Below are 13,989 nucleotides of genomic sequence, written 5' to 3' on the forward strand. Positions count from 1 at the left end.
CCAGCACCAAGGAGGAACCGTGACTCCGATCACACGCACACCCGTCGGGGGGCGTCCTGACGCCCTTCGACAGGCTCAGGGACCGGAAGGGGCTCAGGGACCGGAGGGGGCTCAGGGACCGGATGGCGTCGAGGGGCGCGAGGCCGGGCAACCGGTCCCTGAGCCTGTCGAAGGGCAGGATTCGGCGGGGACCCTTCGACAAGCTCAGGGACCGAAGGGCGCTCAGAGACCGAACGGCGAACCGGGACCGGGGCCGGCCGCCCCGCCGAAGCGGGCCGCGCGCATCGCGGCCGCGGTCTCGATCGCCCTCGTCGGCGTCTACGTCGCCGGCACCCTCGTCATCGTCTCGCCGACCACACCTGTCCGCGGTGCCGTCGTCGCCGCGGCGGGCCCGTACTTCACGCAGAAGTGGAACGTCTTCGCGCCGAGCATCATGAAGACGAACATCACCTTCTCCGTCCAAGCCCAGTGGCGTGACGCCGACGGGACCCTCGTGAAGTCCGACTGGGTCAACGTCACGAAGCTCGAGCAGCAGGCGGTCCCCGGCCACGCCGAGCCCTCGCGGATCCAGAAGTCCTCGTGGAACGCGATGCTCGCCTACAACACCCGGTACCTCGCGCTCGACGCCCAGCAGCGCGAGATCGTGCGCGACACCTTCATCCAGCGGGCCGATGGTGGCGGGTATCGCGCCCAGTCGGCCGAGTCGCTCATCGCCGACCTCGACGCCGTCAGCAAGACGCCGGGCTCAGGGCAGGGCGACATCGTCCGGTTCCTCCGCTACGACTACATGCTCAAGGAGTACGCGACCGCGTTCTCCACGGCGTACTTCGACCAGGACGTCGAGCGCGTCCGGTGGCGGATCGACCGCACCCGCCCGAACGACTTCGAGAACCGCTTCTCCGAGGAGCAGCAGTTCGACGACACCGCCGTCACCTTCGGCTGGCGGCACGTCGACGACGTCATCGACCCGGAGACCCTCGCCGTCTACCGGGACGTCATCACCCGGTACGGGGGTGCACGATGAACGCCGTCCGTGCCTGGTTCGACCGTTTCGCCGGCTGGGTCACGGGTGCCAAGCACGCCGGCTACAGCCTCTCCGCCCTGCGGATCCTCTACGGTGTCGCGATCGTCAGCTTCCTGTTCACGAGTCTCGCCGACCGCCACTACCTCTGGGGCGTCGCATCGAAGTGGGTCGACCCGGAGGCGAACCGCCGCGCCTGGTTCCCGCTGTTCGAGCTCGTCTTCACGAAGGACAGCGCCTTCGTCTTCGACCTCGCCTACGGGGTGCTCATCGTGCTCGGCCTGCTGTTCCTCATCGGCTGGCAGACCAGGTTCGTCACGCCCGTCCTGCTCGTGTTCTGGGTTGGGCTCGCGACCAACAGCACGGTGCTGACCAACGGCGGCGACACGATCATCCGCATCACGCTGCTGTTCCTGGTGTTCGCGGACCTGTCGCGTCACTGGTCGGTCGACGCCTGGCTCACCAAGCGGCGGGGTCGAGCGCTGCGGCCGATCCTGTGCGGTCGGTTCGCGATCCCGTCGTGGCTCGCGAACGCCGCCAACAACACCGCGGTCCTCCTCTGCGCGTACCAGATCATGCTCGTCTACGTGAACTCCGGCATCTACAAGCTCATGGGTCCCGAGTGGCGCGAGGGCACGGCGTTCTACTACTCGCTCGTCCTCGACGTGTTCCGCCCGTTCCCGGTGCTGAGCGACCTCGCCTGGCAGCTCGGACCGTTCGTCTGGGTGGCGACGTTCCTGTCCGTCTGGGTGCAGTTGCTGTTCCCGGTGCTGATCCTGTGGCGGCCCACGCGGATACTCGCACTCGGCTTCACGATCCTCATGCACCTCGGTATCGGCCTGTTCCTCGGACTGTGGCCGTTCTCGCTCGCGATGATCGCGCTCGACCTGCTGTTCGTCCGCGACCGCAGCTGGGTCGCCGTCGGTCGGTGGGCGCCGCACGCCGGGGGAGTGCTCCGCCAACTGCTGCCGGAGCGCGAAGCAGCGGAGAGACCTGTCACGACGTCGGCCGGTTCGCCGTCGTGACACCAGCCGTCTCGCGCGTTCGGGTGCGAGACGAACCGGCGGTCGGCGCCACGGTTGCGCCGACCGCCACCCCTTTGCCGGTCCCGGCCCTCGCGCCCTGACCCGCTGCCGACCGACCTCGCTGATCGGTCACTGAGCCGCCCACCTCATCGGCCACTGAGCCTGTCGAAGTGCGCCCTTCGACAGGCTCAGGGACCGGGGGTGGTTGCTGCCCTTCGACAGGCTCAGGGACCGGGGGTGGTTGCTGCCCTTCGACAGGCTCAGGGTCCGGGGGTGGTTGCTGCCCTTCGACAGGCTCAGGGACCGGGGGTGGTTGCTGCCCTTCGACAGGCTCAGGGACCGGGGGTGGTTGCTGCCCTTCGACAGGCTCCGGGTCCGGCGTAGAAGTGGATCTGTGTTTCTCTGTGTTTGTGTGATACTTTCTTCGCACTGCAAGCCTGCAACACCGGAAACGAAGGTCAAGGACGACGCATGTACGCGACGGAGCGGCACGAGCACATCACCAGCCGGGTGAAGACGAGCGGACGGGTCTCCGTCGCCGACGTCTCCCGTGAGCTGGGCGTCACCGCTGAGACGATCCGCCGCGACCTCGACCAGCTCGAAACCTCGGGCGTCCTGCGCCGCGTCCACGGCGGCGCCGTCTCCGCAGCGCGCGCCTCCGTCGCCGAGGCCAGCCTCGCCGATCGCCAGGGCCAGCGGAGCGACGCGAAGGCCACGATCGCCCGTGCTGCCCTCCGGCTCATCCCGGCCACGTTCAGTGGCTCGATCGTCATCGACGCCGGGACGACCACGGCCCACCTCGCCGACCTCCTCGTCACCTGGCGCCCTGCCACCGCTGGCCAGACGCTCACGGTCATCACCAACTCCGTCCCGATCGCCGCGACGCTCCACCACTGCGACCACGTCGAACTGCACCTGCTCGGTGGCCGCGTCCGTGGCATCACCAGCGCGGCGGTCGGCAGCACGACCGTCGACGAGCTCGGCCGCTTCCGCCCCGACATCGCCTTCGTCGGCGCCAACGGGGTCAGCGCCGACTTCGGCCTCAGCACGCCCGACGAACTCGAGGGTGCCGTGAAGTCGGCGATCGTCCGCGGTTCGCGCCGGGCCGTCGTCCTCGCCGACGCCGCCAAGCTCGGTGAGGAAGCGCTCATCCGCTTCGCCGCCCTCGACGAGATCGACACCGTCATCACCGACGAGGTCGTTCCGACGACGCTCGGGGACGCCCTCGAGGCTGCGGGTGTCGAGGTGGTCGTCGCATGATCATCACCCTGACCGCCAACCCCTCGCTCGACCACACGGTGGAGCTCCCCGGTGTCGTCGAGCGCGGCGAGGTCCTCCGTGCCCTCGCCAGCCGGGAGCAGCCGGGCGGCAAGGGCGTCAACGTCTCGCGGGCCATCGCCGCCGCCGAGTTGGCGACCATCGCCGTCCTCCCCGGCGAATCGACCGACCCGATGATCGAGTCGCTCCGCGCGCAGGGCATCGACGTCCTCGCCGTCCCGACCGGGCAGCCCGTGCGCCGCAACATCACGCTCACCGAGCCCGACGGCACCACCACCAAGATCAACGAGCCGGGTCCGCTCCTCACCGAGGACGACGCGGCACGCCTCGTCGACGCGACCGCCCGTGCCGCCGCGAGTGCCGAATGGCTCGTCATCGCCGGTTCGCTGCCGCCCGGTCTGCCCGCCGACTTCTACGCACGGATCGTCCGGGCCGGTCGCGCCCTCACCGACGGCGCCCGCCCGCTCGTCGCCGTCGACAGCTCGGGGGAGCCGCTCGCCGCCCTCCTCGCCGCCTTCGCCGCCACCGGGGAACGCATCGACCTCATCAAGCCGAACGGTGCCGAACTCGCCGAACTCACCGGCACCGCGTCCGGCGACGAGATCGAGGCGGACCCGGCGCTCGCCGCGTCCGTCGCCGCCACGCTCATCGGCACCACGGACCGACCCGGCCCGGTCGCCGCCGTCCTCGTCACGCTCGGCTCCCGAGGAGCCGTCCTCGTGGAGGGTGACACCGCCTGGTCGGCCCGGGCCCCGAAGATCGTCGCGCGCAGCACCGTCGGTGCGGGGGACTCCTCCCTCGCCGGCTACCTGATCGCCCGAACCGCAGGTCTCGCACCTGCAGCACGCCTCGCGCAGGCCGTCGCCCACGGAGCCGCAGCCGCGGCACTCCCCGGCAGCGACGTACCGGCGCTCAGCGGGACGGACGCCGCCGCCATCGACGTCGTCCAGCTCCCGCAGCGGATCCCCTCCGCCCCCTGACCGCCCACCCCGGTCCCTGACCGCCCACCCCGGTCCCTGACCGCCCACCCCGGTCCCTGAGCTTGTCGAAGGGCCGCCCCGACCACCCGAAGCACCAGCATCCGTTTCGAAGGAGAACCCAGATGTCCACCCCACTCATCACCCCAGGGCTCGTCGCCCTCGACGCCGACCTCGGCACCGATCGCGCGGGTGTCATCCGCGCGCTCGCCGAGCTCGTCGTCCGCGCCGGCCGTGCCACCGACACCGAGGCGCTCTTCGCCGACGCCTGGGCGCGGGAGAGCAAGACCGACACCGGCATCCCCGGCGGCATCGCGATCCCGCATTGCCGTTCAGCCGCCGTCACCGAGCCGACGCTCGCGATGGCCCGCGTCTCGCCGCTCGTCGACTTCGGTTCCGACGACGGCCCGGCCGACCTCCTCTTCTTCATCGCGGCCCCGGACGGCGCCGACCAGGCGCACCTCGCCCTCCTGTCGAAGCTCGCCCGCTCGCTCATCAAGCCCGAGTTCGTGACCTCACTGCGTGAGGCGCCCGACGCCGCCGCGGTGGTCGCACTCGTCGATGGTGCACTCAGCGACGCGCCCAAGCCGGCGTCGGCTCCTGCAGCCGAGCGCGCCGCGACGGCTCCCGTCGAGGCCGGCGACCAGGCCGCACGGCCCGTGCTCATCGCGGTCACCTCGTGTGCGACGGGCATCGCCCACACCTACATGGCGGCCGACTCGCTCGCCGCCACCGCGAAGCGCCTCGGTGTCGAGCTCCATGTCGAGACGCAGGGCGCCTCCGGTGCGACCCCGCTGCCCGCCGACGTCGTCGCGAAGGCACAGGCGGTCATCTTCGCCGTCGACGTGGACGTCCGCGACGTCACCCGCTTCGCCGGGAAGCCCGTCATCAAGGCTCCCGTGAAGCGCGGCATCGACGCCCCGGAACAGCTCATCAACGACGCGGTCGCCGCGATCTCGAACCCGAACGCCCCGCGGGTCGCCGCAGCCGCCGGTGACGCCTCCGCATCGACGTCGGACAAGAAGGACGCCAACGTCGGTCAGTCGATCAAGCGCTGGCTGCTCACCGGCGTCAGCTACATGATCCCGTTCGTCGCGGGTGGCGGTCTGCTCATCGCCCTCGGCTTCCTCCTCGGTGGATACAACATCACCGAGAACGCCGGCAAGATCATCGTCGAGAACAGCCTCGTCAACCTGCCGGCCGGCGGACTCGGTGCCTACCTCGGTGCCGTCGCATTCTCCATCGGCAACGCCTCGATGGCGTTCCTCGTCCCGGCCCTCGCCGGCTACATCGCCTACGCCATCGCCGACCGACCGGGCATCGCGCCCGGGTTCGTCGCCGGTGCCGTCGCCCTCCTCATGAGCGCCGGCTTCCTCGGTGGACTCGTCGGTGGTCTGCTCGCCGGTGGTGTCGCCTACGGCCTCGGTCGCCTGAACGTGCCGCGGTGGCTGCGTGGGCTGATGCCCGTCGTGATCATCCCGCTGATCGGCTCGATCGTCGCGTCCGGCCTCATGATCCTCGTCCTCGGCGGCCCGATCGCCGCACTCATGGGCGGGCTCAACTCCTGGCTCTCCGGCCTCACCGGTGTCTCCGCGATCCTGCTCGGCGTGATCCTCGGCACGATGATGGCGTTCGACCTCGGTGGCCCCGTCAACAAGGTCGCGTACTCGTTCGCCGTCGCCGGTCTCGGTGCGGGAACGCTCGCCAACCAGGCACCGTGGCAGATCATGGCCGCCGTGATGGCCGCCGGCATGGTGCCGCCGCTCGCGATGGCACTCGCCTCGACCGTCCTCAGCCGTCGTTCGTTCACCGCGGTCGAGCGGGAGAACGGCAAGGCAGCCTGGCTGCTCGGTGCCGCGTTCATCAGCGAGGGTGCGATCCCGTTCGCCGCGGCCGACCTGTTCCGCGTCATCCCCGCGTCGATCCTCGGTGGTGCCGCCACCGGCGCGCTCATCATGGCGACCGGCGTCACCTCGCAGGCACCGCACGGTGGCATCTTCGTGTTCTTCGCCATCGGGAACATCGGGATGTTCATCCTGTCGGTCGCCGTCGGAACCGTCATCACCGCGATCGCGGTCATCCTGCTGAAGCGGTTCGCCCGTCGTCGTCCGGTGGAGGGTGTCGACAAGGCAGCCCCGGCGGTCGCCACGGCACCCGCGACCGTCTGATCCGTACCCGTCCGATCCACAGCCTGACCTGATCCACTGGTCCGGCCGGCACCAACCGAACCGCAGAAGGAGCATCATCATGGCCGAACGCCAAGCCACCATCGCCAGCCGCGTCGGGCTGCACGCCCGCCCCGCCAAGCTCTTCATCGAGACGGTCAAGCGCCAGCCGGTGCCCGTCACGATCGAGCTCGGCGACTCGGGCCCGCTCGACGCCTCGAGCATCCTCACGATCATGAGCCTCGGCGCCACCAACGGCGACGTCGTCACCCTCCGCGCCGAGGGCGAGGGCGCTGACGAGGCGCTCGCCGAGCTCGCCGGTCTCCTCGAGACGGACCTCGACGCCGAGTAATCACCCTGCACCACGAAGCCCCGCCGCCCGAATCATCTCGGCCGGCGGGGTTTCTTCGTGGGCCCTTCGACAGGCTCAGGGAGCGTGGAACCGTTCCGGTCACTGAGCTTGTCGAAGTGCCCTCGGGGAACCGTGTCGTGTCGTGCGTGGTTGCTCGTGGGCCCGTCGACAGGCTCAGGGAGCGTGGAACCGTTTCGGTCACTGAGCTTGTCGAAGTGCCCTCGGGGAACCGTGTCGTGTCGTGCGTGGTTGCTCGTGGGCCCGTCGACAGGCTCAGGGAGCGGGATCTAGCGGGTTCAGCGATGCTCGGGTGGTCGGACGATGCCGCGCTGGCGAGCCGCAGCGATGGCGGCGCCGCGACCGTCCACCCCGAGTTTCGTGTAGATGTGCGCGAGGTGGGTCTTGACGGTCGTCTCGCTGATGAACAGCCGACGCGCCAGTTCGCGGTTGCCGAGACCGTCCGTGAGCAACTCCAGGATCTCGGCCTCGCGCGGGGTCAGGGCTTCCTGGCGATGTTGCAGGTGATGCATGAGCCGTGACGCCACCGGTGTGCTCAGCGCGCTCTGTCCCATCGCTGCCGTTCGCACCGCGCGGAAGATCTCCTCGGGCGACGACGTCTTGAGCACATACCCGACGGCTCCCGCATCGACGGCCCGGACGATGTCGGCATCCGTGTCGTAGGTGGTGAAGATCAGCACCTGCGGTGCCGGGCTGAGCGCGCGGAGGCGCCTGGTTGTCTCGATCCCACCGATCCCGTCGCCCATCGCGAGATCGACGACCACGAGGTCCGGCTGCGCCTCGGCGACGAGTGGAACCGCGTTCTCTCCGGACGACGCCTCACCCACGATCTCGAGGTCGGGTTGGGTCTGCAGGATCAGGCGCAGACCCGCTCGCACCACGGCATGATCGTCGACCAGGACGAGCCTCAGCACGTCGACCCCGCATCGGTCGGGAGCTGGGCGACGATCACGGTGCCGTCACCGGGGGCACTCTCCACCGTGAACCGACCGCCGAGCTGCTCGATCCGCTGCCGCATCGCCCGCAGTCCGTAGCCGCCGGTGCTCGACGGTTCGGGGACCGCCGACGCATCGAATCCGACCCCGTCGTCGGCGATGTCGACGACGACCTGGTCGGCCAGACAGCTGAGGGTGACATGGATCGCCGATGCGCCGGCATGGCGATCGGCGTTCTGCACGGCACTCTGACAGACGCGCAGGATCGCGTGGGCGATCTCAGGCGGGTAGGGCCTCGGCTCGCCGTCGATGCGCAGCTGGGCGGCGGGGGTCTCCGCGACGAGATGTTCGAGCGCTGATGCGAGACTGATGCCGTCGAGCCGGGGTGAACCGAGGTCGTGGACGAGGTTCCGCGCCTCGCCGAGCGTCGAGCGGATCAGCTCGACCGCCTCGCGCAGACGGGCGCGGCCGGTGTCCGGAGACGTGTCGATCGTCTGCGCGGTGGCCTCCATGATGAGGAGCGAACTCGCGAGTCCCTGGGTCACGGAGTCGTGGAGTTCGCTCGACACCCGCGCTCGCTCCTGAGCGATCCCGGCTTGTCGCTCGGTCGCGGCGAGTCGCTCCTGGGCTTCCGTCAGTCGACGGATGAGCGCCGCCTGTGTCCGGTTGTCCGACTCGATCCGTGAGGTGACGACGCTCACGAGCGCAGCCACCACCGCTGTCCCCACCACGATCGTCCAGTCGAAGCCGCCGGTGAGGACGAGGAGCGAGCGCGCGCAGACCGCGGCGAGACCGACGGCGATCCACGCGGTCGGGAAGGCGCGGCGTGCGAGGAAGTAGACCGAGAACGCCGTCCACCAGAAGCTCGGGGCGATGAGCACGAGCAGCGTCCACAGTGCGAGCAGGATCACGACGAGGATCCGGTGTCGGACGCCCGTCTTCCGCGTGGCGAGGAGGTAGGCGGCCGCGGTCGCGACGGTCAGCGCAGCGACGGTCCAGTTCACCGCCTCGACCCCGTGACTCATGACGTATCGCACGGCCGAGGTCACGAGCAGCGCGAAGAAGGTGAGGTTGAGCACGACGTCGAGGGGCGTCGCGCCGAGGGCTGCGGCTCGGCGGTACGGGCGGGAGTCCGGGGTCGGTTGGACTGATGTTCGAGCGTCTGACATGGGACCCTTCCGGCGATCCCTCCATGCTAGGCGAGCCTCCGAGCGCCGGCCTCATCCGAAGGGATGAGGGCCGGTCGGCCGTCGGCCCGACCGGATCCGGGCGGCGCGGACGAGGTGGAGGCAGCACCGCCCGGACGAGAGTTGTCGGAGCGCATCATCCGATGCCGAAGCACGAACAACCCAGAGGAACACCATGAAATCGTCACGCACCGCACGCCTCGGCACCATCGTCGCCGGACTCGCCGTCCTTGGAACCTTGACCGCCTGCACCGGCCCCGCCTCGTCGACGACCGCGACCTCGGCGTCGCCGGTGGCCGAGGCCGCGGAATCCCGGACCGTCGAGCTTCCGCGACTGTCCGCCGACGCAGCATTGGAAGCTGCGACCGCCGCGCTGGACTCGTGTCGAGCGAGCGGGGTCGGGTTCGTCACCGTCTCCGTCGTCGACCGCTTCGGTCAAGTGCAGGCCGTGGTCCGCGGTGACGGCGCTGCGGAGCACACCCTCTCGGCGTCGGCCGAGAAGGGATACACGGCGGCGGCGTTCGGAGCCAACACCTCCGAGCTGACGGAGCGCCTGCCGGAGGGCGGCGGGGCGACGCTTCGCGACCTCGAGGGGACGCTGTTCCTGGCAGGCGGGGTGCCGATCAAGGTCGGTACGGCGACGATCGCGGGTATCGGCGTCGGTGGGGCCCCGGACGGCATGGTCGACGAGGGTTGTGCGGTGGCGGGCGCTGCGGTCCTGGCGGAGGACGCGGCGAGCTGACGGTCGGCTCACCGGAACGCGAACGCCCGTTCGCCCACGTTTGGGCGAACGGGCGTTGCGTCGCCCGAAGATGGGCGAACGGAGGGCTAGCTGGCTGTGCGACGGCGACGCGCGAGCAGGACCGAGGCGAAGCCGACGAGGCCGAGGAGCAGCGCGACGAGCCCGATGCTCGACACGTCCAGGCCCGTACGCGACAGCGAGTCGGCGCCGGTGGCCGAACCACCCGAGGGGGAGCTCGTGCCGTCACCGCCACCGGCCGTGCCACCACCGGAGCCGGTGCCAGGACCGGTCCCGGGGTTCGTCCCCGGGTCGGTGCCGGGGTCGGTCCCCGGGTCCACCGCGGCGGCGAGCACCGTCACCGGCGTGGACGTCGTCTCGACCGGCGCGAAGCCATCGGCCGAGACCGTGACACGCACCGCGAGTGCCGCACCAGCGCTGCCGGTGGGTGGCGTGAACGTCGCCGTGTCGGCCCCGTCCACGACCTCGTCGTCGAGCAGCCACGCGTAGACGACGGCCGCGTCCTCCGGGTCCACGACGACTGCCGCGGTCGTCGGCACACCCTCGCGGGCCTTGCTCGACAGCGTCGCGGTCGCGACCGCCGTCCGGGCGAAGGTGATCGTCGTCGATTGTGTGGTCACACCGTCAGCCGCCGTCACCGTGATGACGACCCCGTCGGTCGCGTCAGCCGCAGCACGGGCCGCAGCCGCCGGTGCCGCTTCGAGTGGCTCGATCGTCACCGTCGCGTCGCGGTCGGCCGGGATGGCGTCGACCACCGGGTCGGCGGACCCAGCCAGCGGCACCTCGTACTCGAGGACGCCGGCGTCGAAGCCCTCGACCGGCGTTCCGTTCACCCGCAGCGCGGCGAGGCTCGCCTCGGTCGCGACCGACGGTGCGAGCGCGTAGATCTCGACCTCCGAGACGACCAGGTGCGTGTTCGCATACGCCGTCATGACGACTCGGACGGCACTCGTCGTGACGCCGTCGAGGTCGACGTCGACGATCGGCGCCGTCCCATCGGTCGGGACCGGCACAGCGACCGCCCCACCCGGAGCGTCGATCCACGCGCCGCCGGCGTCGCGGACCTGCACGGTCAGTGCACTCGGCCAGCTGTTGGTGCTCCCGTCCTTGTAGGCGTAGAACGTGACGTGCTCGATCGTGTGCTCACCGCCGAGCTCGTAGCTCAGGGTGTCGCTCGCCGGCTTGTTCGACGAGCGCCAGTTCGACCAGCCCTTGTCGTTGCGCACACCGTTCTTCGTGTTGCTTGCCGGGTAGCCGGACTCGGTGGACGTCGCACTCGCGACGGTCGTGGCGTCCGGCGCGATGTTCCGCTCACCGGGCGCCGTGACGATGATCGACAGGAGTGCGTCGATCGGTGCCGCGGCCGGGTCGTTCGACGCGGCCGCACCGCGCACCTTCACCACACCGGTGTCGGCGAGGTCGGCGTCGTCGAGGGTGCTGAAGTCCCACGTGACGGCCGTGTCGAAGCGGTTGGCACTCGCACCGATCTGCGCCGGGACCGTCGTCGGTGCCGCAGCGATGACGGCGCTCGCCGGGGACCCCGCCGCGACCGTCAGGGAGACCGGTTCGGTGGTCGTGAAGCCGCCGATGTCGACGGTGGCCTGTGCGGTGAACGCCGCACCCCACCCGTCGGTGCCGGAACCGTTCACGACGATCGTACCCGGCGTGTTCCAGTCCACGCCCGAGGTGTCCCAGGTGACCGGAACCGGAGCGCCCTGGACCGCGCCGTACAGTGGCACCACGGTCGCGGGCAGCGCCGCCGGAACACCGGCGACGGTCTGCAGCGCGACCGGCTGCACACCAGTGAGGGCGGTGTCGACGAAGTTCCACGTCTGGTTCGCGCCGTTGTTCGACTGGTAGACGCCGACGGCGGCGCCCGTGGTGGTGGACTGCCCGCCGACCTCGAGGGCCTGGCTGGTGCCCACGTTCACGAGGCTCCAGTCGGAGCCGTTGGTCGTCGTCGGGATCCACTGCAGCGAGGGGTCGGCCGCAGCCTGTTCCCGCGTCGCAGCGACGAGCGAGGTGCCGGCGGAGTTCGCGGAGAGGAGCGCCCCGGACGAGCTGCGGATGGCGTAGCGGTCGGTGTTCGTGCCGCCGCCCGAGAGTCGCTCGGCGGTCCACACCTGTGCGGCACCGGTCGTGGCGTCAGAGGCACGCGGGGTGATCGTGCCGGCCGGGACGGTCCCGGTCGTAGCTGCGGCGGTGAACGCCTTCGCGCTCTGCTTGCCGACGAGCTGGTAGGCGTGTCCGTCCTGGAACGGCGCCGCGTCGGCTGCGACACCGGTCGCACCGTCGACGAGGAAGGTGGTGACCGACTTCGCCGGGACGGTGAGCGTCGCCTGCTTGGTCACCGGGTCGATCGACACGGCGTCGCCCTGCACGAGCGCGTTGGCGGTGACGTCGTCCGCGGGGGACTCCGTCGTCACGATCGGCGTGACCGTCGCGCCGGGAGCGATGTCCGCGAACTTCGACAGGTCGATGGTGATCGTCCGAGCGGAGGTCGACGGGTTGGCGTGCACGAGGGTCGCACCGGTGCCGTCGGCACGGAGCGCCGTGGTGGTCTGCGCGTCGGTGGACGGGATGAGGTGGTCACCGGGCTGCACGTAGTGGGTGAAGTTGCGGAGCGTGTTGTACTTCGCGTTCGTCTTCACGGAGCAGCTCGGATCCGCGTCGCCATCGGCGATGCGTCGCTCGGAGTCGCCCTCGGCGTTGCAGTCGAAGTCGATGAGGACGCTGCCCCAGTTGAGCTTCTCGACCTTCTCCATGTTGTAGAGGTCCTCGACGGGCTGCCAGAGCACCCACGCGGTCGGCTCCAGGTTGCGGAGGTCGTCGATGAGGTGCGTCGCCATACCGATGCCGTTGTCGATGTTCGTGAGGTTGTGCTTGCCGCTGGAGTCCCAGTTGCCCTCGACCTCGCTCATCCACAGCGGCTTGCCGGCGGTCTTCGCGATGTCGCGCGCGACGACGCTGCCGCCCTGGCCGTAGCTGTGGACGTTCAGCTGCGTGACGAGGTCCTTGGCGGTCTGCGACCAGCCGTTCCAGTTCGTCGCGAAGATGCCCGGATTCGTCTCGTCCATGGCCGCGATGACGGCCTCGGTCGAGGTGCCCTCGGCGGCGAGGCGCTCGGCGAGGGCCTTGATGACGGTGTCCTGCATGGCCGGGCCGATGTGCGCACCCTCCTGGCGTCCACCCTTCGGCCAACCGGTGGCCTCGTCGATCTGGGTGCCCCAGTAGTTCGTGTTCGGCTCGTTGAAGGGGTCGATGGTGTCGAAGTCGATGCCCGTGTCGGCCTCGAGGTGGTCGACGACGGTGGTGAGGTACGCGACGAAGTCGTCGACGCTCTCCGGCTTCAGCTGCTCGTCGGCGGCGTTGAAGTTGCCCGAGGCGTAGCCGCTCTCGGTCATGAAGTAGGGCGGGGAGTTGCTGAACGCCTCCCACTTGGTGATCTTGTCCTTGAGCGCCGTGAGCCACCAGCGCTGGGTCTCATCGGCGTCGAAGTCGTAGGAGGCCGGGTCGTCGGCGTCCCAGGCGGCGGCGTAGCGGTCGCGGTCGGCGTAGTCGGAGGTGATGGGGCCGTCGGCGTCGCTCGCGGCGAGGTCCGGGTTCCACCAGCCGTCGACCGCGCCGCCGGCCCGCAGGTAGGGCGGGACGTCGCTGGCGTTGCCGCCACCGATGTTGTAGCGGGCGATGTTGAGGTTGAGACCGTCCTCACCGAACACCTTGTCGAAGAGGTCCTGACGGACGTCCGCCGGGTAATCGCCCGTGGCGTTGGCGAACCAGACGAGGCTCGTGCCCCAGCCTTCGAACGCCTCGTTCTGGTAAGCCGGGTTGGGGGTGATGGTGAGGGGAGTGCTCTCCGCGGCGGCCGCGGGTGCGGCCTCCACGGTGGCGAGTGCTGGGGCGATCGCGGCGATGCCGAGGGCGACGGCGACGGTCGCTCCGATCGTTCGTCGGCGGACTGGTGACGGCAGTGTCATCGGTGGTTCCTTCGTTGGAGGCCGTGGTGCAGGGGATGTTCACGTGAACATTCGGCGGCGTCGAACCCCCGTGTTCACGTCAACATTTCCGACGAGTATGGGCGACCCCTCGCTCAGGTGTCAAGGCTGGCCCGGTCGCTGAGGTCCCCGTTCCGGTCCGTTCCGGTCACTGAGGCCCCTACGCCGGTCACTGAGGCCCCTACGCCGGTCACTGGGGCCCCTACGCCGGTCACTGAGGCCCCTACGCCGGTCACTGAGCCTGTCGAAGTGCGGAGCTGGCATTTCGACAGGCTC

General features: G+C 70.1%; 10 protein-coding genes. 7 read left to right on the plus strand and 3 right to left on the minus strand.

What is annotated here, in order from left to right; genetic code table 11:
- The first annotated feature begins 19 nt into the window (after positions 1–19).
- The 6 genes from ITJ66_RS15975 to ITJ66_RS16000 all read left to right on the plus strand — a co-directional run bounded on the left by ITJ66_RS15975 (position 20) and on the right by ITJ66_RS16000 (position 6,818).
- The gene (locus ITJ66_RS15975) at positions 20–1,024 is read left to right on the plus strand and encodes a DUF5819 family protein (RefSeq protein WP_194645240.1); all 1,005 of its coding nucleotides are present in this window, start codon (positions 20–22) and stop codon (positions 1,022–1,024) included.
- Positions 1,021–2,046 (plus strand): HTTM domain-containing protein, encoded by a 1,026-nt coding sequence (locus tag ITJ66_RS15980; RefSeq protein ID WP_194645241.1) that lies wholly within the window; start codon positions 1,021–1,023, stop codon positions 2,044–2,046. Before ITJ66_RS15975 ends, ITJ66_RS15980 begins: the two co-directional genes overlap by 4 nt.
- Positions 2,047–2,517: 471 nt before the next feature.
- Positions 2,518–3,306, plus strand: coding sequence for a DeoR/GlpR family DNA-binding transcription regulator (locus ITJ66_RS15985; RefSeq protein ID WP_085512485.1), 789 nt, complete (start codon positions 2,518–2,520; stop codon positions 3,304–3,306).
- Positions 3,303–4,304 (plus strand): 1-phosphofructokinase family hexose kinase, encoded by a 1,002-nt coding sequence (locus ITJ66_RS15990; protein ID WP_194645242.1) that lies wholly within the window; start codon positions 3,303–3,305, stop codon positions 4,302–4,304. The genes ITJ66_RS15985 and ITJ66_RS15990 overlap by 4 nt, the downstream gene beginning before the upstream one ends.
- 122 nt (positions 4,305–4,426) lie before the next feature.
- Positions 4,427–6,469 (plus strand): fructose-specific PTS transporter subunit EIIC, encoded by a 2,043-nt coding sequence (locus tag ITJ66_RS15995; protein WP_194645243.1) that lies wholly within the window; start codon positions 4,427–4,429, stop codon positions 6,467–6,469.
- 79 nt (positions 6,470–6,548) lie between these two features.
- Positions 6,549–6,818: an HPr family phosphocarrier protein gene (locus tag ITJ66_RS16000; protein WP_056014456.1), complete on the plus strand. Its 270-nt coding sequence runs from the start codon at positions 6,549–6,551 to the stop codon at positions 6,816–6,818.
- A gap of 296 nt (positions 6,819–7,114) precedes the next feature.
- Here the strand turns inward: ITJ66_RS16000 and ITJ66_RS16005 are convergent, their stop codons facing one another.
- Positions 7,115–7,750 (minus strand): response regulator transcription factor, encoded by a 636-nt coding sequence (locus ITJ66_RS16005; protein ID WP_194645244.1) that lies wholly within the window; start codon positions 7,748–7,750, stop codon positions 7,115–7,117.
- Positions 7,744–8,940 (minus strand): sensor histidine kinase, encoded by a 1,197-nt coding sequence (locus ITJ66_RS16010; protein WP_194645245.1) that lies wholly within the window; start codon positions 8,938–8,940, stop codon positions 7,744–7,746. The genes ITJ66_RS16005 and ITJ66_RS16010 overlap by 7 nt, the downstream gene beginning before the upstream one ends.
- 193 nt (positions 8,941–9,133) lie before the next feature.
- On the opposite strand from ITJ66_RS16010, the gene ITJ66_RS16015 reads away from it, so the two are divergent.
- Positions 9,134–9,700 (plus strand): heme-binding protein, encoded by a 567-nt coding sequence (locus tag ITJ66_RS16015; protein ID WP_194645246.1) that lies wholly within the window; start codon positions 9,134–9,136, stop codon positions 9,698–9,700.
- An 86-nt stretch (positions 9,701–9,786) separates the two neighbouring features.
- On the opposite strand, the gene ITJ66_RS16020 is transcribed toward ITJ66_RS16015, so the two are convergent.
- Positions 9,787–13,695: a glycoside hydrolase gene (locus ITJ66_RS16020; protein WP_194645247.1), complete on the minus strand. Its 3,909-nt coding sequence runs from the start codon at positions 13,693–13,695 to the stop codon at positions 9,787–9,789.
- Positions 13,696–13,989 lie beyond the last annotated feature (294 nt).

Origin of the sequence: Plantibacter sp. VKM Ac-2885, from assembly GCF_015351205.1 — a bacterium.
GTDB lineage: Bacteria > Actinomycetota > Actinomycetes > Actinomycetales > Microbacteriaceae > Plantibacter > Plantibacter auratus.

What these genes read in the sequence shown, in the direction of transcription:
- ITJ66_RS15990 (WP_194645242.1), top strand. Translation starts at nt 3,303, where the DNA reads ATGATCATCACCCTGACCGCCAACCCCTCGCTCGACCACACGGTGGAG.
- ITJ66_RS15995 (WP_194645243.1), top strand. Translation starts at nt 4,427, where the DNA reads ATGTCCACCCCACTCATCACCCCAGGGCTCGTCGCCCTCGACGCCGAC.
- ITJ66_RS16020 (WP_194645247.1), bottom strand. Translation starts at nt 13,695, where the DNA reads ATGACACTGCCGTCACCAGTCCGCCGACGAACGATCGGAGCGACCGTC.
- ITJ66_RS16010 (WP_194645245.1), bottom strand. Translation starts at nt 8,940, where the DNA reads ATGTCAGACGCTCGAACATCAGTCCAACCGACCCCGGACTCCCGCCCG.
- ITJ66_RS15985 (WP_085512485.1), top strand. Translation starts at nt 2,518, where the DNA reads ATGTACGCGACGGAGCGGCACGAGCACATCACCAGCCGGGTGAAGACG.
- ITJ66_RS16000 (WP_056014456.1), top strand. Translation starts at nt 6,549, where the DNA reads ATGGCCGAACGCCAAGCCACCATCGCCAGCCGCGTCGGGCTGCACGCC.
- ITJ66_RS16015 (WP_194645246.1), top strand. Translation starts at nt 9,134, where the DNA reads ATGAAATCGTCACGCACCGCACGCCTCGGCACCATCGTCGCCGGACTC.
- ITJ66_RS15980 (WP_194645241.1), top strand. Translation starts at nt 1,021, where the DNA reads ATGAACGCCGTCCGTGCCTGGTTCGACCGTTTCGCCGGCTGGGTCACG.